Below are 22,501 nucleotides of genomic sequence, written 5' to 3'. Positions count from 1 at the left end.
TAAAATGAAGAAAGTAGTAGTAGTTGCATTTAGCGGCGGTCTTGATACCTCTTTCACAGTGATGTATCTGGCAAAGGAAAAAGGATATGAAGTATATGCAGCATGTGCCAACACTGGCGGTTTCAGTGCAGAACAATTAAAGCAAAATGAAGAAAATGCCTACAAACTGGGCGCAACCAAATATGTTACAATTGACGTAACAAAAGAATATTACGAAAAGAGCCTTAAATATATGGTATTCGGAAACGTTCTCCGTAACGGTACTTATCCTATTTCAGTAAGTTCAGAACGTATTTTCCAGGCATTAGCCATTGCCCGCTATGCTAATGAAATTGGTGCTGATGCCATTGCTCACGGTTCAACAGGTGCAGGAAACGACCAGATCCGTTTTGACATGACTTTCCTTGTTCTGGCTCCGAATGTAGAAATCATCACGCTGACGCGTGATATGGCACTGACGCGCGACTACGAAATCAACTACCTGAAAGAACACGGCTTTGTGGCAGATTTCACCAAGTTGAAATATTCATATAACGTAGGTTTATGGGGTACATCTATCTGCGGAGGCGAAATACTTGACTCAGCCCAGGGTTTGCCCGAAAGTGCTTATTTAAAACAGGTTACTAAAACCGGCAGCGAACAACTCCGTATCGAATTCAAAAACGGTGAAGTTCATGCCATAAACGGAGAAGTGTTTGAAGATAAAATCAAAGCTATTCAAAAAATAGAAGAGATCGGCTCCGCTTATGGTATAGGCCGTGATATGCATGTGGGTGACACAATTATCGGAATCAAAGGCCGCGTAGGTTTTGAAGCCGCCGCCCCGATGCTGATTATCGGTGCACACCGCTTCCTTGAAAAATACACCTTGAGTAAATGGCAGCAATACTGGAAAGACCAAGTTGCCAACTGGTACGGCATGTTTTTGCATGAAAGCCAGTACTTAGAACCGGTTATGCGCGACATCGAAGCCATGTTGCTGGAATCACAACGTAATGTAAACGGAACGGTTATTCTTGAACTTCGTCCGTTGTCATTCTCTACTGTAGGCGTGGAATCCCAAGACGACCTGGTAAAAACCAAATTCGGCGAATATGGCGAAATGCAAAAAGGCTGGACGGCCGAAGACGCAAAGGGCTTCATCAAGGTTACTTCCACTCCGCTCCGCGTTTATTATACAAACCATAAAGACGAAGAGATTTAAGACATGATTAAAATTGGAATTATAGGAGGTGCAGGTTATACGGCAGGAGAATTGGTCCGCCTGCTGCTTAATCATCCGGATGCCGAAATTGTATTTGTAAACAGTACCAGTAACGCTGGCAACCTTATTACCGATGTACACGGCGGTCTTTATGGTGAAACTGATATGCGCTTTACCGACCAGCTTCCATTGGACAGTATCGATTTGCTTTTCTTCTGTACTGCCCACGGCGATACAAAAAAGTTCATGGAAAATAATACGGTTCCGGAAAATGTGAAGATTATCGACCTTAGTATGGATTACCGTATCAAAAGCGATGAACACGATTTTGTTTATGGATTGCCGGAACTGAACCGCCGCCGTATCTGCGGTTCAAAACATATTGCAAACCCAGGATGTTTTGCTACCTGCATTCAGTTGGGTGTTTTGCCTCTGGCCAAACATCTGATGTTGAATTCCGAACTTCACGTAAATGCAATAACCGGTTCTACCGGAGCAGGCGTAAAACCTTCGTCAACATCACATTTCAGCTGGCGCAATGATAATATATCAATATATAAACCATTTACACATCAGCATCTGGCAGAAATAGGACAAAGCCTGCAACAATTACAGAACAGTTTCAGCAGTGCTATCAACTTCATTCCGGTAAGAGGTAATTTCTCCCGTGGAATCTTTGCCACGACTTATCTGGATTGCAAGATTGAACTAAACGAAATCAAGCGTATATACGAAGAGTACTACGATGATCATTCGTTCACTTTCCTGACAGAAAAGAACCCGGATCTGAAACAAGTGGTTAATACTAATAAATGTCTTATTCATCTGGAAAAGCATGGCGATAAACTCCTCATCATTTCAATGATAGACAATCTGCTGAAAGGTGCCAGCGGACAAGCAGTGCACAACATGAACTTACTGTTCGGCCTGGAAGAAACCGTAGGGCTGCATTTGAAGCCATCAGCATTTTAACAAACATCATCCATTATGAATTTATTCGACGTATATCCATTATTCAATATAGAGATCGTAAAGGGAAAAGGTTGCCACGTATGGGATGCCCAAGGTACCGAATACCTCGATCTTTATGGCGGGCATGCTGTTATTTCCGTTGGACACAGCCATCCCGCTTATGTAAAAGCAATCACAGAGCAAGTAAATAAGTTAGGCTTTTATTCCAATTCAGTAATCAATAGCCTACAACAAAAACTGGCGGACAAATTAGGAAAAGCTTGCGGATATGATGATTATTCGCTTTTCCTGATCAACTCTGGAGCAGAAGCAAACGAAAATGCCCTAAAACTGGCTTCTTTTCATAATGGAAAGAAACGTGTCCTGGCTTTTAAGCATGCTTTCCACGGTCGTACATCGGCCGCAGTACGTGTTACCGACAACCCGAAAATCATCGCCCCGGTAAATGAAGACCTTGCTGTAACCTATCTGCCCATCAACGACATTGCCGCTGTAGAAGCGGAGTTAAAAAAAGGCGGAGTTTCATCCGTCATCATCGAGGGCATTCAGGGCGTAGGCGGAATACAGCTACCTACAGATAAGTTCATGCAGGATTTACGTGCCCTGTGTTCCCAATACGAAGCCTGTCTTATTCTAGACGAAATACAATCCGGCTATGGACGTAGCGGAAAGTTCTTCGCACACCAATATGCAGGTATCAAACCGGATCTAATCACCGTAGCAAAAGGTATAGGTAATGGTTTTCCGATGAGTGGATTGCTTATCAGTCCGATGTTTAAGCCTGTTTACGGCATGTTGGGAACAACATTCGGCGGAAACCACCTGGCTTGTGCTGCTGCCATTGCAGTACTCGACATTATGGAGACTGAAAATCTGATAGGCAACGCTTCCAAGGTAGGTGCATATCTATTAGATGAATTACATAAACTACCAGGAATCAAAGAAGTACGCGGACGTGGTTTGATGATCGGTATCGAATTTGAAAAGTCGATCAAAGAAGTGCGCAGCAAGCTGCTGTTTGAAGAGAAAGTATTCACAGGTGTAGCCGGGACAAATACAATCCGTTTACTTCCTCCTCTTTGCCTCAGCATGGCAGAAGCACAAGAGTTTATGAAACGTTTCAAGAAAGTTCTCAACGCTTAATTAGTTCTTTATTTAATATAAAGCCGCTGTCTGGATATTTCCGGACAACGGCTTTTATGATACAATTTATTGCATCAAATACAAAATAAAAGGACTTCAATATATCGCAAACGAAATTGAATCGGAAAAATTAAAAATCACAGGTTTTTATCCGGACTGGGCCCAACCCTCATTAAATATAATCCGGTTTCTTCTTTACGCATTTATGATTGCCATGATCTATCCTTATCTGCCAGGTTCAGACTCTAGAGTATTTCAAGGTATCTCTGTTGATGCAGTAAAGCCTACAGCAAAATAATAAACGAACGAATTTAGAAATAGTTAAAATTGTTCCTCTGTAAAACAAAATACAGGGGAACTTTTGTTATATCCCCAAACGTCACTTTAAAACACAATGTAAATGAAAAAGTATTTTATCGCTGTAGCAGCCCTGGGACTTTTGGCTGCATGTAGCGGGAATAAATCCCAACAAAATGTTCCCGTTGAAGTAGAAGAAGAAAGCGTAACAGTAGCCGAAGCTGTCCCGGTGGAAGTTGCTGTACCTATCATTCCTTCGATGAAAGAAAAGACAGCCAAGCCTGTCAATATGCGCGATTCATTAAAAGCTGAGCCGAAAAAAGGTGCCGTAATCCAAAAGAAGTATAAAGGCAAAGTAACAAATAAAAAAGCTGCTGCTTCGAATGCTCAAAATGCTCCCGAAGTTGATTACGATCTGACTATGTATTATCAACAAGATGACACCGACAATGGCGTTTATGAAATGGATGCAGTTTATCTCACTGAAGACAACGGACAAAGTAAAACGTATAGTTCTACCGGAAAAAGACAGGTAAAGAAAGGAACTCCTGCTGATGCAAATGCAACAGTATATGCTCTTATTCCAAGCGATGGTAGTCAGATTATTTATTTCCTGGTAAGTGGAAATACACTTATTATGTTAGATGAACAACTACAGCCGGTATCCGGTGATATAAGTTATGTATTAACAGAAGTACAATAATAAAGCAGCACATCTTTGTATATATAGAAAAGAGGCTATTCCCTGTAATTACAGAGAAAGCCTCTTTTCATTTTTATAATCTAATGTATATTATTTAATTCCCAACTTAGTTCTGATAGCTTTTGGCAAAGCATCTTTGTGAACAACAATATTCATTGTTTTGTATTTCACAAAAGGTTCGGAAACATACCAAGTTCCTTTGTACTTATTATCCGTGCCCCAAGAGTTCTTCACCATATAAAACTTCTTACCATTTTGATCTTTTGCAATACCGTATATCTGCATACCATGATCATCGGTTGTTTGATAATTATCATAAGCAGTCTGGCGCATTTCCTGAGTAATAGTTAGTTCATCACAAGGCTTCTCCAACATTTTTTTGATTTCTTCATCTTTCTCTTTTTTAGTCAGGCCTAACCAACGATCTTGGTCAGAACCACTGCGTTCCAATGATTCAATATCAGGAATAACACCAATACCATTACGAGTATAACCTTTCTCGCTAACATCAGACCCCCAAGCAATAGTATAGCCCGTATTAATAGCGTTATCAAAAACTTCCATCAATTCGTCGATCGGTAAATTATATGAATCGGCCCAACGCCAGTTATCTTCTACCTCTATCGGGAAAGTCGTATAAAAAGGATGATGAGTAAAAGATGTCAACGATACATAATCATCCATATTAAGCCCTAATTCTTTAGCAAAACTTATAGGTGTATATTCTTTGCCTTTATAAGTAAATGTTTTAGGAAATTCTCCCAGATAAGCATCAATAATACCGTCGAATCCTTTCTGCCATGCAGTAGACAGTTTTCCATTCGGATTTTTAATCAAAGCATTCAGATATGCAGTTGCCACTTGTTCCATTTCACTGTGAGCATGCATATCTTCGCCATACTGCAAACCAGTCATAACTTCTTCCGGAACAATACCATAATTCTTCCAGGCATATAAAACATCCTCAAAAGAACCGCCCTGGGCAAAATTCAGCTTACCATGTAAACGCACAAATTTATCCGCTTTATCTTTATAAGAATGATTCACAATATACATTTCCGAAAGATCATATTCTCCTTTTCCCATACGGAGTAATTCTGATTCAAGAAATCCTAATGTTGAAAAACACCAGCATGTTCCTGTACGATTTTGATTTTTAACCGGAGTAATTTTCAATTCTTTAACGGGAGTAAAAACATATTCTCCCTTTGCATCCTGTGCACTCAATGTTGTAAGCGAACATGCCAGCAATAAACCAGCGGCGATAAGTTTCTTCATCTTTCTGTTATTGATTTTTTTATTAGCAATTAATCTTGTTTGCAAATGTAATAGATTTATTTTATATACTTTTGTATCGAAGATGATTATTAATTAAATAAGCAACAAATGAAAATAGCAATTATAGGTTCGGGAAATATAGGAGGAGCTATCGGGCGGGGCCTGGCTCAAAGTTCTATATTCAAAGCATCTGACATTATTTGTACAGCCCAATCGGAAGACACATTAAATAAAATGAGGGACATTAATCCTGATTTTATTCTTACCCATAACAATATTGAAGCTGTAAGTAATGCCGATATCATCATAATTGCTGTTAAACCGTGGCGTGTAGCTACAGTTATCAACGAAATCAAACCCGTACTTAATTATGAAAAACAAATTATCGTATCTGTAGCAGCAGGCATCACCTTTGAAGAATTAAACAATTTTCTCATCAAGGATATTGATTGTGATAATGCTGTCGCTCCTGCAATTTTTCGAATTATGCCCAATACGGCAATCGAAGTTCTCAGCAGTATGACTTTCATAGCAGCCTATAATGCATCCCAGGAACAAACAAATTCAATTCTTAATATATTTAATGAATTAGGAAATACTTTATTAATAGATGAACGATTAATGGCTGCGGGCACAGCTTTAGCTTCCAGCGGTATAGCATTTGCACTCCGTTACATTCGAGCTGCAATAGAAGGCGGTGTGGAATTAGGTTTTTATCCAAAACAGGCACAAGAAATTGTTGTACATACTGTTAAAGGAGCCGTAGATCTATTAATCGAAAACAAAAGTAATCCTGAAGCCGAAATAGATAAAGTAACCACTCCAGGGGGAATTACGATTAAAGGCTTGAATGAAATGGAATTATCCGGATTTACATCAGCAGTAATAAGAGGCTTAAAAGCTAGTAAATAAAACAAAAAAAACAGAAAGAAAAATAAGATTGATTAGCATTCGATATAACCTGTTGAAATAACAAACAATTTTATTTTTCTTTCTTCCGAAACCACATTGAGTAACAGGCAAATAAAAAAAATCTCACCTTTCGAGAATGTTAAAAGCGCACATCGCGTTAAATTTTAACATTTAAAATACAAATTTTGTTTTCAAAACATATTATATTCGCAGCGTCATTTATTAAAATATTTGACAAATAAATTGTTTTGAACAAAAACTACCATCAATAAAAAGAAAATCACAGCATACAAGCGAGTATGCAAATTATCCACTTATAAAAATAACCTTGTATGAGTAAAAATGTCAAACAAAGGAAAAAGCTCGTTCAAACAGCATTGATCTGCGGGCTCTTATCCGGCATTGGAACAATTAATGCGAACGCAGTTATTCCTTCTGAAGGAGTAACAGTCTCACAACAAAAAGAAATTGTTGTAAAGGGTACAGTAAAAGACAGAAATGGAGAAACCATTCCAGGAGCAAACGTCGTAGTAAAAGGAACAAACATCGGTACTACAACAGACTTCGACGGGAACTTTTCTATGCAAGCTCCGGCAAATGCTATTCTTGAGGTGTCTTTTATCGGTTACAAAACTACTGATGTAGCAGTTAATAATCAAAACAACATCAATGTTGTTTTGTCTTCAACAGTTGAAGAACTCGACGAAGTTGTTGTAACTGCTCTTGGTATCAAACGCGAAAAGAAAGCGTTGGGTTATGCTATGCAGGAAATTAAAGCCGAAAGCATGGCAGAAGTCCGTTCTGAAAGTGTAGCAAACATGCTACAAGGTAAAGTTGCAGGTGTACAAATTTCTCAATCAGCGACAGGCGTCGGAGGTTCTACCCGTGTTATATTACGTGGTACAACATCTTTGAGCGGTAACAACCAACCGCTATGGGTTGTAGACGGTATGCCTATCAGTGACAAACAAACCGGCGATGCAAACCAATGGGGTGGTATCGACTACTCTGGTGCTGCTTCCGAAATTAACCCAGAAGACATTGAAAGTATTTCCGTGCTAAAAGGTGCCAATGCCGCTGCTATGTATGGTTCTCGTGCACAAAACGGAGTTATTATTGTAACTACAAAAAAAGGGCAATCCGGAAAATTACAGTTAGAATATAACGGAAACATCCATTTTAGCAAAGCCTACGATTCTTACGAATACCAAAATGTTTACGGACAAGGTTCTGGTGGTACTTACACAGTAGGTGCAACCGAAAGCTGGGGTCCTAAAATGACTGGCCAAATGGTAGACAATTGGCGTGGCCCTAACGGTATTTATAAAGATAGCCGTTATGATGCACAAAACGCACTACTACCTCAAAACAGCTATATCGATGATTTCTATCGTACAGGCGTCAATTACACTAATACTTTGACTGCATCCGGAGGTTCTGAAACAGCAACAGCCCGTTTCTCTTTCTCAGATTCAAGAAACGAGGGTATCACTCCCGGACATTCTTTGAACAAACAATATTATGACCTTGGAGCTGAATTAAAAGGCAAATACATTGACATAAGCGCAAAAGTTAATTACATGCGCCAAAAAGGTGAAAATCGTCCGGCATTAGGAGAATACGGTATCATGAGATCTCTTATCACTATGCCGCGTGGTATTCGTTTGTCTGATTTGAAAGATCCTGTCGGATTAGACGGATATACAGTGAACTGGTCAGGCCAAAGTAATGAACACAGAAATCCATATACAGATACAATGTCTGAAAATGGAAACAGAGACGACCGTAATCGTATTATTGGAAAATTGCAATTGGTTGGTAAAATCACTGATTATTTAAAGATAACAGGACGTGTTGGTATTGACTGGTATCATGACCAAATCAGAAATTACGGTTCTTACACCCAAACATATACATCAACGTCTTATACCCACACTATGGCAACGAACCAAGAATTCAATGCCGATTTGATGGCTAACTTCAATAAACAGTTTGGTGATTTTTCAGTTACTGCCAATTTGGGTGCAGCAATGACCAGCTTTAAATGGAACAATGTAAATGGTTCATCCGGTTATTTCAGTATTCCTCACTTGGTTGCTTTAAGTAATGGTAATAACCAAACCACATCTGAAGGTTACAGTAACAAACATGTAAATTCCGTATTGGGAAATGCAACTGTTGGATGGAAAAGTAAACTTTATTTAGATGTTACAGCCCGTAACGACTGGTCTTCTACATTACCAGCAAATAACCGTTCTTATTTTTACCCTTCTGTAAGTTTGTCTGGAATCATGTCTGAAATATTAACATTACCGGAGCAAATTTCATTCTGGAAACTTCGTGCATCTTATGCTCAAGTAGGTAACGACACTAATCCATATCAATTATTAAGTGTCTATTCACTGAATAAAACAAATGGTGAAATATTAAATGCAACAGCTGCAACAGTATTCCTATTGACAAACCTGAAACCGGAAGATACCCGTTCTTTCGAAGTTGGTACTGAGTTCCGTATGTTTAATGGCCGTTTAGGTTTCGACTTGACATATTATAACGCGAATACATTAAACCAGATTCTGAAAGTTGCAGTTCCTATATCTTCCGGTTACTCTGAAAAGCTGATCAATGCCGGTAAGATGAAGAGTTATGGTTGGGAAGTTTCATTAACAGGTACACCGATCCAAACAAAAGACTGGACTTGGGATGTAACTTTAAACTGGGGATTAAACCGTACAAAATGTATTGAACTCGATCCGAGCTTAAAACAATTCACTATTGGAGAAGAAACCCGTATCGGTAAAGTTATCGTTAAAGAAGGCGGTCGTTATGGAGACATCATGGGTAACGGATATGAACGCGATGCAAATGGTCGCTTGCTTATTGGTGACAATGGTCTACCTATCAAAGAATCGAACAAAATTGTCGGAAATATGACTCCGGACTGGACCGGTTCATTCAGCACTTCTTTAAGATGGAAAAATCTTTCTTTGAATGCTTTAATTGATATTCGTTGCGGAGGCGACTTTATTTCAACTACTGACGCATACGCAACAGCAGCTGGTACTTCTGCTAGAACTCTTGATCGTGAAAATGAAATAGTAGTAAACGGTATCGTAAAAAGTACAGGAAAAGAAAATACCCAAACAGTTAGTGCTCAAACATACTGGTCTGCAGTAGGTGGAGCTTACGGTGTTGCCGAAGAATATCTATACGATGCTTCTTACGTAAAACTTCGTGAATTATCAATTGGCTATACATTGCCAAAAGCATGGTTAAGAAATCTACCTATACAAAGTGTAAAACTTTCAGCAGTTGGTCGTGATTTATTCTACATTTTCAAAAATGCTCCAATAAATCCAGAATCTTCATTCGGCCGTTCAGACTATGCACAAGCATTTGAATATGCAGCATTGCCTTCAACTCGTTCACTTGGTTTTACCCTTAATGTTAAATTCTAATTTCACAATTTATTATGAAAATGTTCAAACAAAAAATAACATTAATCATCGGTTTGGCCGCGGGCATTTTAACCAGTTGTACTGGGAACTTTGATGATATGAATGTAGATCCCCAAAAGCCAACGGCAGTAAGTCCGTCGCTTCTTTTGCCAAAGATGCAGGAGTATGGTTTCAATTGTCGTTCATGGGAATATCAGGTTGGTGAAAATTTACATACCAATCAGTATGCACAATATATAGCTTGTTCTTCCACCGGATTTCCTACAGATCGTTATGACTGGAAAGACAGCTGGGTAAAGGACGCTTACTGGAAGGCTTATTATTTGTATTTTGCAAATAACTTGTATTCTACAAAAAATTCTTTGGAACAACACCCGGAATATAGCAACATGTATCAGGTTATGCGTATTCTAGGTACGATGGTAGCTTCAAGAACAACAGACGTATTTGGAGACATACCATACTTCGAAGCAGGTCAAGGTACTTTATCACCTAAGTACGATAGTCAAAAGGATATTTACTACGACTTATTCAAAGAACTGGATGAAGCTATTGCAAGTCTAAAAGCAAATAAAAACGATGAACTTCAAAGTAAATACGGAACATCTGATATTATTTACGGTGGAGACCTGGATAAATGGATAAAATTAGGTAACTCAGTTCGTCTGCGTCTAGCCATGCGTCTTTCATATATAGATCCTGAAAAGGCAAAAGCAGAAGGAGAGAAAGCTCTTAAAGATGTATTAATGGAAGGCAATGATGATACAGCAGGAATAAAACAGGATACAAGAAGCAACGGACACTCATTATGGTGTATCAGCTTCTGGAACGAATTCCGTGTAAGTAAAACAATCATAGACGTAATGTTGAATGAAAGTAGCATTGAGGACCCACGTCTGCCACTACATTTCAGCCAAACAGAAGGATATGTAAACGGAACTTCTGATGTAAGATGGAGAGGACTCCCTAACGGACTTCCTGCAAGTATGATGAACAACAAAGACAAATATCCTGATTATTTGCCAGAAAACACCTCTTGTATTTGGGGATATAACTCTTGCGGCAACTGGAATTCAAATCCAAAAGGTTCAAAAGTGACTGCTCCAAGCTCATACTATGCACAGGTTACAAAACCGTTCATTGTTTTCAATTATGCAGAAGTTTGTTTCTTGAAAGCTGAAGCTGCAATCCGCGGATGGGCAGGAGCTGGTGATGCTAAAGCAAATTACGAAGCAGGTATTCGTGCTTCATTTGCAGAGGCTCGTGAAAATGCAGATCCAACTGTTTATACAACCGACAACGACGATGCATATATCAATGGTGGTAATGTTAAATGGGATGAAGGTGCGGACTTTGAAGGTAAATTAAAAAGAATTATTACTCAAAAATGGATCGGTATCTATCCGAATGGCGTAGAAGCCTGGTCTGAATTCCGCCGTACAGGTTACCCAGATTTCACACCTGTTGTAGAAAGTGATTTAGATTTACTTCCAAAAGGAACATTCATCAAAAAGCTTCGTTATATCGATGACGAACAATCTTTAAATCCCAACTCAAAAGATCCTAGTCTGAACCAAGGTAAAGGTGATGGACAAAACGTAAGAGTTTGGTGGGATACCGGCAGATATAAATAATTTATTCTATATAAATATTTAATTGAGAAACGCATGGATTAACATTAATCCATGCGTTTTTTTTAAAAAGATATCCGAAAATATTAAAAAGAAAGGAAATATATTTTAACTTTGGCCGATATGGATAGCGAAACTAGCATTCGCTTATAAAAACGACAAAATATGGCTACAAATTTTTCTTTTACGGATAGCAATTCAAAAAATGCAGCGCTAAAAAAGCGAATCATTCAGTACCTTATTCTATCAGGCAACTCTTCCATTGCCGACATATCTAAAGAGATGGAATTAAGTGTCCCTACTGTTACCAAACTTATCATGGAATTGCTGGAAGATGGTTACCTTCTTGATTCCGGCAAACAAAACACAAATGGTGGACGTAAACCCAACATCTACGGATTAAATCCTGAATCCGGATATTTTGTCGGCGTAGACGTACAAAGGAAACGGGTTTTACTTGCAACTATTGATTTTAATGGTAAAATAATCGATCAAAACGATATTATCCCTTATATATTAGAAAACACCCCGGAGGCGCTAGAACAATTATGTTCTATCATAGAAACGTATATAAATAACCTTCCTATCGAGAAAAATAAAATTTTACAAGTCGGAGTTAATATGACAGGGCGGATTAATTCACTGTCCGGATATTCTTATAGCTATTTCTACTTTAACGAACGACCGCTCTCACAAATTATAGAAGAATACATACACATCCCTGTTAATCTGGAAAATGATTCACGGGCCATGATGTATGGAGAGTACATGGCAGGTTCAGTAAAAGGAGAAAAAGACATTCTGTTTATCAATATAAACTGGGGGCTCGGAGCTGGAATTATAACAGACGGAAAATTATATTATGGCAAATCCGGATTTTCAGGGGAATTCGGTCATATAAGTGCTTTCGATAATGAAATCATTTGCAAATGTGGCAAAAAAGGATGTCTGGAAACAGAAGCTTCAGGATATGCCATTCAACGAATATTACAGGAACGCTATGCCCAAGGAAGCACAACAATTCTTTCCGATAAAATAGAAGGTGATGGAGATATTACATTATCCGATTTTGTAGATGCCGTATTAAAAGAAGACGTTTTATCTATTGAAGTATTGGAATATGTAGGCAATAATTTAGGACGTTGGATTGCCGGACTTATTAATATTTTCAATCCGGAACTCGTAATTTTAGGTGGTCCTATTTCACAAACACAAGACTACATTCGTCTCCCTATCAAAAGTGCTATTCGCAAATACTCTCTTAATCTCGTAAATCAAGATACTAATTTAATAATTTCAAAACTTGGCGAACGTGCAGGATTATTAGGTGCCTGTTATCTTTCAAGAAGTAAAGTACTTGATATGTTATAAAAATTAATTTATTAATCTTTCCTGTTTCTTTATACATATTTATTAAAATATTTCATTTATATTTGTTGCACACATAAAAATAATGCGCAATAAGATTTAATATGGAAAAAGAAATAGGAGGATTTAATATGGATTTTAAACAATTAGCGGAAAAATACAAAAGCGAATTATTAGATAATGTAGTTCCTTTCTGGCTGGAAAAATCACAAGACCACAAATACGGAGGTTATTTCACATGCTTGACACGTGAAGGAGATGTTTTTGACACTGATAAATTTATCTGGCTGCAGGGCAGAGAGGTTTGGCTCTTCTCCTACTTATATAATAAAGTAGAAAAAAAACAAGAATGGCTGGATTGCGCAATCCAGGGAGGAGAATTTTTAAAAAAATATGGACATGATGGAAATTACAACTGGTATTTTTCATTAACAAGAGATGGAAAACCATTAGTAGCTCCGTATAATATTTTCTCATATACATTTGCAGCCATGGCATTTGGCCAACTTAGCTTAGCAACAGGTAACAAAGAGTATGAAGATATAGCAAAAACCACATATCAGAAAATCCTGTCTAAGATGGATAACCCTAAAGGCAAATGGAATAAATTAATGCCAGGTAGCAGGGATCTGAAAAATTTTGCTTTGCCAATGATCATGTGCAATCTCTCTCTTGAAATAGAACACTTATTGGACGAAGAAACAATGTCTAAGACAATAGATGTATGTCTGCATGAAGTTTTAGATGTGTTCTACCGTCCAGAATTAGGACTTGTTGTCGAAAATGTAACTGCCGACGAAAAACTTTCTGATTCTTTTGAAGGCCGTGTTCTTAATCCTGGGCATTCAATTGAAGCAATGTGGTTTATTATGGACTTAGGTGTTCGCCTAAACCGTCCGGAGTTAATTCAAAAAGCAGTTGACATTTCTTTGAAAATGGTCAAAAAAGGATGGGATGAAAAATACGGAGGTATTTTCTATTTCATGGACCGTTTAAACTATCCTCCACAACAATTGGAATGGGATCAAAAACTTTGGTGGGTACACATCGAAACAATGATTTGTATGTCTAAAGGATATGCATTAACCGGCAACAAAGAATGTCTAGACTGGTTCAGCAAAGTTCAAGATTACTCATGGGCTCATTTTAAAGATCCCGAATACCCGGAATGGTACGGTTATCTGAATCGTCAAGGTGAAGTGCTTTTACCATTGAAAGGTGGAAAATGGAAAGGATGCTTCCACGTTCCGAGAGGAATGTATCAGTGCTGGCAAATAATGGAAAAATGTAAAGGCTTGAAATAAAATCAAGCCTTTACATCACACAAAGACATATTAACCACGATTATAAATCCTTATTCTAATAAAAACTATCAACCTAATAATATTTATGTCTAATTAAAAAGTTTAATTATGAAGGTCCACTTAAAATTTTCAAAAGCAAAGACCAATAGGGTAAAACCATTGGTTCTATGTTTGGCAATTGCAGGTATGGCTGTCGGCACCTACCAACCGGTATTCGCAGACGAATCCCCAATCGCAACAATCGTTAACCAGCAAAAAACTATTTCTGGTAAAGTAGTCGATGAAAATGGCGAACCAATCATCGGCGCAAACATCGTGGTAAAAGGTACCACTATTGGTATAATTACGGATATTAACGGAGAGTTTACACTACAAGTCCCATCCGATCAAAGTATCCTAGAAATATCTTATATAGGATATAAATCTGTAGAGATTTCTGTTAAAGGACAGAAATCTCTAGACATCAGACTGATGTCAAACGCTGAAAATTTGGATGAAGTTATTGTCGTTGGTTATGGCACTCAAAAGAAAGTTAATTTGACGGGAGCCGTACAAAGCGTTTCAAGTGAACAACTTGTCAAACGAAATGTGGCCAACTCTTCACAAGCTTTACAAGGCTTAATCCCTGGTGTTGTGGTAGGTCAAAGTTCTGGAGCTCCCGGAGCTGAAGCCTCAATTCAAATTCGTGGTACCGGTTCTATCAATTCATCCGCATCTCCTTTAATTTTAATTGACGGGGTTGAAGGTGATATGAACTCAATTGATATGAATGCAATTGAATCAATTTCTGTATTAAAGGATGCAGCTTCTGCTGCCATTTATGGTTCAAAAGCATCTAACGGTGTTATATTGGTTACAACCAAGCGAGCACAAAACACAGGCGTAAAAGTCTCTTATAATGGATATGTAGGTTTCCGTACACCTGCAGAAATGCCGGATCCGGTTAACGCAATTGAATATATGGAAGCCGTAAACATTGCTCGTGACAATCAGGATATGTTACCACAGTATTCGGAAGAACTTATCAACACTTATAAGACTCAAGGAGCTGATAACATTCACAATTTTGATACAAATTGGAAAGAGCTACTATTTAAAAATACGATGCTGACTCATAACCACTCTGTAAGTGTCAGTGGAGGTTCTGATCGTATCAAGACATTTGCTAATGCATCTTACAACTACGAAGATGGTTTAGTACCTAATAATGATTACAATCGAAAAGCTTTAAGAACTAACACTGATGCCAAAATCACAGATTGGTTATCTGCCGGTCTTAATTTAAATATCCGTAGAACTGTATCAAAACAGCCTAATGCAGGAGCTGCATCTATTATTAATCAAGCATTAACTTATACTCCTGTTTTTGGAGGTATTAACGCTGATGGGACATGGGGAAACGGACAAAATGGAATTAACCCAATTGCACAAGCAAAAGTTGGAGGAGTGAATACTTCAGATAACAATGATATCAATGTAAAAGGAACATTAGTTTTAACTCCACTTAAAGGTCTTGAAATATTAGGAAGTTATGACACAAGGAAATATGAAAATAAATCCGATAACTTCACGAATACATACGATACATATGAAGCTGGTAACTATATCATGACATATCCAACTACAGGAAGGGCTAGAAGTGAATCATGGAGTAGACTTATAAGAAACCAATTTAATGCACAAGTTTCTTATGAAAATACATTCAAAGAAAAGCACTATTTTAAAGGATTCCTAGGTTTCCAAACCGAAGAAATAAAAAATAAAAGCATGGGGGCTGGACGCAAAAATTTCTACTATGATGGATATGAACAATTAAATCATGGTGACGCTTCCACATCCACCGCTTCAGGAGGTAGATCTGAATTTGCGATGATGTCATATATTGCACGTTTCAACTACACTTTTGCAGACAAATATTTAATTGAACTAACAGGACGCTATGATGGCTCATCCCGTTTTACTTCAAATAATAGATGGGGATTCTTCCCTGCAGCATCTGCGGGATGGAGAATATCAGAAGAGTCATTCTTTGAACCTTTAAAAGATAAAATTAGTAATTTAAAAATTCGTGCTTCTTATGGTACATTAGGGAACCAAGATATTACCGGTTATTATCCATATGCATCTACACTAAGTTCCGGTGCAGGGTACTGGTTTAATGAAAAATATACAACTGGTATATATGCATCAAGCATGTCCAATGCTAATATCACATGGGAAAAGTCAACACAAGCAAACTTCGGACTAGACCTCACAGCTATTAATTCCAAATTAAATGTAACATTTGATTATTATATCAGAAATATAACAGATATGTTGCAGATATTTCCTGCACCTATATACGTTGGTTTAAGTTCTAGTTGGGAAAATGCAGGATCCATGAAAAACAATGGATGGGATTTATCTATCAATTGGAGAGATAAAATTGGAAAAGTAAATTACAGCATAACTGCATTATTATCTGATGTAAAAAATGAAATAACCGATCTATATGGCAACAAATACATTAATGATAATAATACAACACAAGAAAGACATCCTATCTATTCTTGGTATGGCTATGTTGCTGATGGATTCTTCCAATCACAAGCAGAAATAGATAATCCAGATCAACCCGTATATGGAGGAAACAAAGCAAACGTAAAACCGGGCTATATCAAATATAAGGATATAAGTGGACCAGAAGGAACTCCTGACGGAAAAATAGATGACTATGATCGTACTATAATTGGTGACCCGCAAGCTCGCTACACATTCAGTTTAAATTTAGGTGCGGAATGGAATAACTTTGACTTTTCTGTATTTTTACAAGGTGTTGGTAAAAAAGATATTTATTCTCAAGCATACGGAACAAGACCATTCTACATCGGAAGAACTATATTCCGTAATCAGTTAGATAGTTGGTCCGAGACTAACAGAGACGCTAAATTCCCTTTATTGCTAATTGATGGAAGTGGTAGTAATATGAATAATATACCATCCTCATTCTGGGTTAAAAGCGGAGCTTACATGCGTGTAAAGAACGTTACAATCGGTTATACTCTACCGAAAAAAATTCTCAGCAAAACAAAAATAGACAACCTGCGTTTCTATATAAGCGGTCAGAATTTATTTACTATATGTAATGTTTATGACGGTTATGATCCTGAAAGTGATATAGGCAGTTTTTATCCTGTAATGCAGGTATATACATTTGGAATAGATTTAAGATTTTAATAAAATACAGTTATGAAAAAATTAGTATTATATATATTTGGACTGATAACAATTGGAGTTAGCACTACATCGTGTAGTGACTTCTTAGACAGAGCAGATACTAATGACGGTTATACCAGTAATGGTTTCTTTAATAGCGAAATTTCAATTAAAGAGGGTGTAACCGGTATCTATGCAAACATGTACATGAATCTGGGCTATAATGTTCCTCATGTTATAACATTAGACCATTTTACCCCTCTCGCCTTAGAAAGAAATGAGAATACGACTATCGGTGCCGGTGGTGGTCTCAATCCTGAAAATGCCTCTGTACAAAGTTTTTGGACATTTCTATATACAAATATAGCACGTGCTAACGAACTTATTTCTGGAGCAAAAGCATATGAAGAGACACTGAATGCAAAATCTTTTCAATATTTAGCAGAAGCTCATGTACTAAGAGCGTTTTGTTACTATTACTTGATTGGATTATGGGGTGATGTTCCTTTCTTTGATACACCTGTAACAACAGAACAATACAGTGTATCAAGAACATCTAAAGTAGAAATATTAGATTTTATTATAAAAGACATAAACAGTGTAGCAGAACAACTTCCATGGATTGCCGAAGATAGAGGACGTGTCGATAGAGCCTTTGCATACGGTGTTATAGCACGTGCCGGATTACTTGGAGGAGGTCTGAATTACGGAGGAAAAAGTTCAGAATATTTTAAAGCTGCTGCAGAGGCGGCATCTAAAGTCATCGGTCAAAGAGGATTAGCTCAGAATTTTGAAGATTTGTGGACTATTGCTGGACAAGCCAAAAGCGACGTTCGCAATGAATTCATATTTGAATTACCTTATAGCAATACTGCCAGCGTTCAAATGATTAATGTAATTGCATTTGGACAAGTTTCCCGAATTCAAGGACAAACGGGACGCCATCCTAGTTCAATGTTAGCCGACACATATGAATGTATCGATGGTAAACGTATCGATGAATCGCCATTATATGATCCACGCCATCCCCAGAAAAACAGAGATCCCAGATTCGGAGCAACACTTTGGATGCACGGAGATACATGTACAACAAATAATGGTTCTATAAACACCATTATATTGGAAGCATATGAATTAACAACCAAGCAGTATAATTATACGACAAATACATGGGAAGAAAGAAATAATGACGATATGAATAGTGCTGCAGCTTGGGCAAGTTTCTGCAATGCTGGTGTGGGTTACATCTGGGCAAAATATAGCAAAGAAATAGATGAAAATATCAGTAGCGCTAGTTGTAACGTTCCAATAATGCGCTATGCTGAAATATTGTTAAGCTATGCAGAAGCTAAAATTGAATTAAATGAACTAGATCAGTCTGTATACGATGCCATCAATCAAGTACGTAACCGTGCAGGTATGCCTGACGTATCAGCAGACCGCATAGGAAACCAAGACAAAATGCGTCAACTAGTAAGACGTGAACGTAAAGTGGAATTTGCCTTGGAAGGTCTTCATATTTTTGATATGAGAAGATGGGGCATCGGAGATATAGAAAATGATCAACCGTCTTACGGATTACCATTGCCAACAATCCGTTATGAAGGTATGTCTGCCACTGATATTCCTAATTTCAAAAAGAGTGCACGTCACGATTTAAATGACATTCCAAGTTATGATATATACAAGAGTAAATTAAAAGTTAGAGATGTAAATCGTTATTGGGATAAAAAATTTGAATTATGGCCTATTCCTCAACAGGAAAGAAACCGTAATCCAAACCTAGCACAAAACGAGGGTTATTAATAACAAGAATACAAAATCATGCCGGAGCAATTCCGGCATGATTATTTTCAATAAAAAAGATATGAAGAGGATATATCATGATAACACGTAGAGATTTTTTAAAGCTAACAGCAGCTAGTAGTGCGCTGGTATCATTCGGCAACGTTACCGAAGCAAAGAATAAAATTCAGCAATTTACTCAAGTTCCATCCTTTTGCGAAGAGTCTGAACGCAATATTCCTATTATAGAAGAAACCGATATCGTCATTATTGGAGGTAGTTCCGGAGCCGTTTCTGCGGCTGTTTCTGCAGCAAAAACAGGAAGCAAAGTTTTTTTAATAGCAGGCATGCCTTATCTGGGAGATGATATTTGCGGTTCATTCATGTACCAAATAGACAAAAAAGAAGAACAGGCACAAACAGCAATTGCCCGAAAAATATTTTTAATAGAAGAAGATCCAAGAATCTCATATAATAATCTCCCGGAAAAAGATATTTTATATACCCAACAACAAGCCCCTACTCCCTTACATGTAAAAACCACCTTAGAAAACGAATTAATCAACAACGATATACATTTCCTATACAGTAGCTTACCTACTAACGTTTTAATTGATAAAAACGGTAATATTGCCGGTGTTGTCATTGCAAACCGTTCGGGTAGACAAGCCATTCGTTGTAAAGGTATTATTGACACAACAACGACAGCCGTCATTGCAGAAATGTGTAATGTTCCTTTTACAGAATTCAAACCGGGAAAACAAACATTTACTTACACTGTAGTAGGAAACAAAGCGATTGAATCGCCAAAGATTTCGAAGGTAAACACTATGCCATTTACTGTTAAATCAGATGGCAAAGAATATCCGGTAATCCGTTATACCTTCGATTACGAAATAAAAGACAAATCTTATGCATCCTTAATGGAAGCCGAACAATATATCCGGGATATTACTTGGGATGCAGACCAAGTTGACAGTTCCGATCTTCTATGGTATACTCCTTCATGGCATATCATATCAGCTGGGGAAAAGCTGAATTCTCTCTTATCAATGGAATCCATCCCCAAAAAGCCTTTTGTTCATAATGTTATAAAATACTCACCGGATGGGTTCGAAACAATCCGTTCCGCTTACGAATTACCCAAACAAGCATTTGCATGTCAAGGAGTCAAAAACCTTTGGGTTGTAGGGCCATGTGCGGCAGTTCCACGGGATGTAGCCGGCTGGTTATCCCGCCCGGTCAATGCAATGGCGTTAGGAGAAATGATGGGGGAATTTGTTGCCAGCAATCTACAAGACACCCAATTAGCGACTGATTATCAAATTTCAAGTCCTAAAGGAACAGCTTCTTATTGTGGAGAAGTAAAAGAACTTTTATATCCTCTACGTCCGAATCTGGATAAAGGCTACGTAAAAACCAATCAATCTATTTTGCCTGTATTAGGCCAATACGACGTAGTCGTTATGGGAGGCGGTACCGCCGGGGCACCAGCCGGAATTTCTGCTGCCATGCATAATGCCAAAACTTTGGTTTTAGACTACCTCCATGGTCTCGGAGGAATAGCAACTCTAGGCTTTATTGGCTGTTATTGGGATGGTTTCCGCGAAGGTTACACAGCAGAAATTGACAAAGCCGTACGTAATATGGCTCCTGCCGATCATCCACGTCAGATTAAGTCTGACGCCAAGTTCCGTGCCGACTGGAAAATAGAATGGTACCGTCAACAACTCCGCAAACATAAAGCCGAACTATGGTACGGTGTCATCGGATGCGGAGCATTAGTACATAAAGGAAAAGTGGAAGGTCTTATTGTCACAACACCTTTCGGCCGTGGCGTTATATTATCGAATATTGTTATCGATAGCACCGGAAGTGCAGATATAGCCATTGCAGCCGGAGCAGATTACGAATATACGGGAAAGAAGACCCTTGCCGTACAAGGAGCCGGACTATCCCGTTTCGAACCAAATGACTATTACAATAATACAGACTGGACTCTTATTGATGATACGGATATATTAGATGTCAGTCGTCTTTATGTACAGGGCAAAGCAAAATACAAAGGATTTTATGATTTAGGAAAACTCCCTCAAACACGTGAAAGACGCCGTATTATAGGAGATTATACAGTCACTGTATACGACGTAATCAATCATAAAAGATATCCTGATACCATATCATATCATAAAAGTTCATTTGACACGCATGGCATGACAATCGATCCTTTCTTCACATTGAATCCTCCAGGCAAACGTCACGTAATATATGACGCAGATGTACCTTTAAGATCTCTGTTACCCCGCGGATTGGAAGGAATCATTGTCACAGGCTTGGGAGCAAGCGCACACAGAGATGCCATGCCTGTAATCCGCATGCAGCCATGTCTTCAAAACCAAGGTTATTCTGTTGGCTATCTGGCAGCATTGGCAGCAATTGATAAACAATCATTAAGGAAAATCAACATCCGGAAGATTCAAAAGCATCTTGTTGAAAAAGGAATACTTCCGGCTCGCGTACTCACAGACAAGGAAACTAAAACTTATTCTGACAAGGAATTCGAAGTTGCAGCCCGCCAGGTTGTGGAAGAGCGTTATAAAGGCCTTGAAATATTACTTACCGATCCAGCCAGATGCATCCGCATAGTCCGCAAAAATATATCCGGAGCATCAGGCGATGCCCGTCTTATCTATGCTAGTATCCTCTGTATTTTAGGAAATAAAGAGTTTGCGCCTGTTGTTGCAGATGCGATCAAGGCCTATGATGTTTGGGATGAAGGATGGCATTATACTGCATCGGCTCAATTCGGCGAATGCATGAGTCCGCTGGACAGTCTCATCATTGCACTCGGAAGCACAGGAGATGCATCTGTTCTTCCCGTCATTTTGGAGAAAGCAAACCAATTGAAACTGGAAGATCATTTTTCACACTATCGTGCTATATGTATAGCATGTGAAAAAATTAAAAGTTCCGAGGCTACACCTGTATTAGCCCGACTCCTTACTATTGAAGGCATGCGGTATAATGATATACCTTCATACAGGATAGCACAAACCAGAATAGTTCCTTATGTTCATGATATTTCATACAGAAATCGTATACTAAAAGAGCTTCATTTGGCCAAAAGCCTTTATCTTTGTGGAGATAACAACAAATTAGGTGAAAACACACTAAGCAGATACGCGTGCGGATTGGAAGGACACTATGCACGCTTCGCTCGGGAGATATTGACTAATAAATACTGATGAACT

General features: G+C 38.2%; 13 protein-coding genes and 1 pseudogene. 13 read left to right on the top strand and 1 reads right to left on the bottom strand.

The window, feature by feature from the left end; genetic code table 11:
- Positions 1-4 precede the first annotated feature (4 nt).
- From C4S38_RS12880 to C4S38_RS12860, 5 genes and pseudogenes are all read left to right on the top strand, one after another.
- Positions 5-1,204: an argininosuccinate synthase gene (locus C4S38_RS12880; RefSeq protein WP_103984043.1), complete on the top strand. Its 1,200-nt coding sequence runs from the start codon at positions 5-7 to the stop codon at positions 1,202-1,204.
- A gap of 3 nt (positions 1,205-1,207) precedes the next feature.
- The gene (argC, locus tag C4S38_RS12875) at positions 1,208-2,176 is read left to right on the top strand and encodes an N-acetyl-gamma-glutamyl-phosphate reductase (protein WP_099463450.1); all 969 of its coding nucleotides are present in this window, start codon (positions 1,208-1,210) and stop codon (positions 2,174-2,176) included.
- A 15-nt stretch (positions 2,177-2,191) separates the two neighbouring features.
- Positions 2,192-3,319 carry an aspartate aminotransferase family protein gene (locus tag C4S38_RS12870; protein ID WP_099463451.1) on the top strand — a complete coding sequence of 376 codons (1,128 nt, stop codon included), beginning with the start codon at positions 2,192-2,194 and terminating at the stop codon, positions 3,317-3,319.
- A gap of 67 nt (positions 3,320-3,386) precedes the next feature.
- Positions 3,387-3,590 (top strand): annotated as a pseudogene (locus tag C4S38_RS16105) (mechanosensitive ion channel family protein); the annotation flags it as partial.
- Between the two features lie 129 nt (positions 3,591-3,719).
- Positions 3,720-4,319 carry a copper resistance protein NlpE N-terminal domain-containing protein gene (locus tag C4S38_RS12860; protein ID WP_099463452.1) on the top strand — a complete coding sequence of 200 codons (600 nt, stop codon included), beginning with the start codon at positions 3,720-3,722 and terminating at the stop codon, positions 4,317-4,319.
- A gap of 90 nt (positions 4,320-4,409) precedes the next feature.
- On the opposite strand, the gene C4S38_RS12855 is transcribed toward C4S38_RS12860, so the two are convergent.
- Positions 4,410-5,597, bottom strand: coding sequence for a C1 family peptidase (locus C4S38_RS12855; RefSeq protein ID WP_099463453.1), 1,188 nt, complete (start codon positions 5,595-5,597; stop codon positions 4,410-4,412).
- A gap of 108 nt (positions 5,598-5,705) precedes the next feature.
- Here C4S38_RS12855 and proC point away from each other — a divergent pair, with 108 nt between their 5' ends.
- From proC to C4S38_RS12815, 8 genes are all read left to right on the top strand, one after another.
- Positions 5,706-6,509 carry a pyrroline-5-carboxylate reductase gene (gene proC / locus C4S38_RS12850; protein ID WP_099463454.1) on the top strand — a complete coding sequence of 268 codons (804 nt, stop codon included), beginning with the start codon at positions 5,706-5,708 and terminating at the stop codon, positions 6,507-6,509.
- A 332-nt stretch (positions 6,510-6,841) separates the two neighbouring features.
- On the top strand, positions 6,842-9,967 hold the full coding sequence (locus tag C4S38_RS12845) for a SusC/RagA family TonB-linked outer membrane protein (protein ID WP_103984042.1): 3,126 nt from the start codon (positions 6,842-6,844) through the stop codon (positions 9,965-9,967).
- 14 nt (positions 9,968-9,981) lie between these two features.
- Positions 9,982-11,601 carry a SusD/RagB family nutrient-binding outer membrane lipoprotein gene (locus C4S38_RS12840; RefSeq protein WP_099463456.1) on the top strand — a complete coding sequence of 540 codons (1,620 nt, stop codon included), beginning with the start codon at positions 9,982-9,984 and terminating at the stop codon, positions 11,599-11,601.
- Positions 11,602-11,763: 162 nt separating this feature from the next.
- Positions 11,764-12,969 carry an ROK family transcriptional regulator gene (locus C4S38_RS12835; protein ID WP_099463457.1) on the top strand — a complete coding sequence of 402 codons (1,206 nt, stop codon included), beginning with the start codon at positions 11,764-11,766 and terminating at the stop codon, positions 12,967-12,969.
- Between the two features lie 128 nt (positions 12,970-13,097).
- Positions 13,098-14,270, top strand: coding sequence for an AGE family epimerase/isomerase (locus C4S38_RS12830; protein WP_099464056.1), 1,173 nt, complete (start codon positions 13,098-13,100; stop codon positions 14,268-14,270).
- Between the two features lie 108 nt (positions 14,271-14,378).
- Positions 14,379-17,486: a SusC/RagA family TonB-linked outer membrane protein gene (locus tag C4S38_RS12825; RefSeq protein ID WP_103984041.1), complete on the top strand. Its 3,108-nt coding sequence runs from the start codon at positions 14,379-14,381 to the stop codon at positions 17,484-17,486.
- Positions 17,487-17,498: 12 nt separating this feature from the next.
- Positions 17,499-19,271: a RagB/SusD family nutrient uptake outer membrane protein gene (locus tag C4S38_RS12820; protein WP_103984040.1), complete on the top strand. Its 1,773-nt coding sequence runs from the start codon at positions 17,499-17,501 to the stop codon at positions 19,269-19,271.
- Between the two features lie 77 nt (positions 19,272-19,348).
- Complete coding sequence (locus C4S38_RS12815) at positions 19,349-22,495, top strand: FAD-dependent oxidoreductase (protein ID WP_103984039.1); 3,147 nt, start codon at positions 19,349-19,351, stop codon at positions 22,493-22,495.
- Positions 22,496-22,501 lie beyond the last annotated feature (6 nt).

This window comes from Parabacteroides chinchillae (genome assembly GCF_900108035.1).
GTDB classification, from domain to species: Bacteria; Bacteroidota; Bacteroidia; order Bacteroidales; family Tannerellaceae; genus Parabacteroides; species Parabacteroides chinchillae.
Note: the sequence above shows the minus strand (reverse complement) of the source record. Positions and strands in the feature narration are given on the sequence as shown.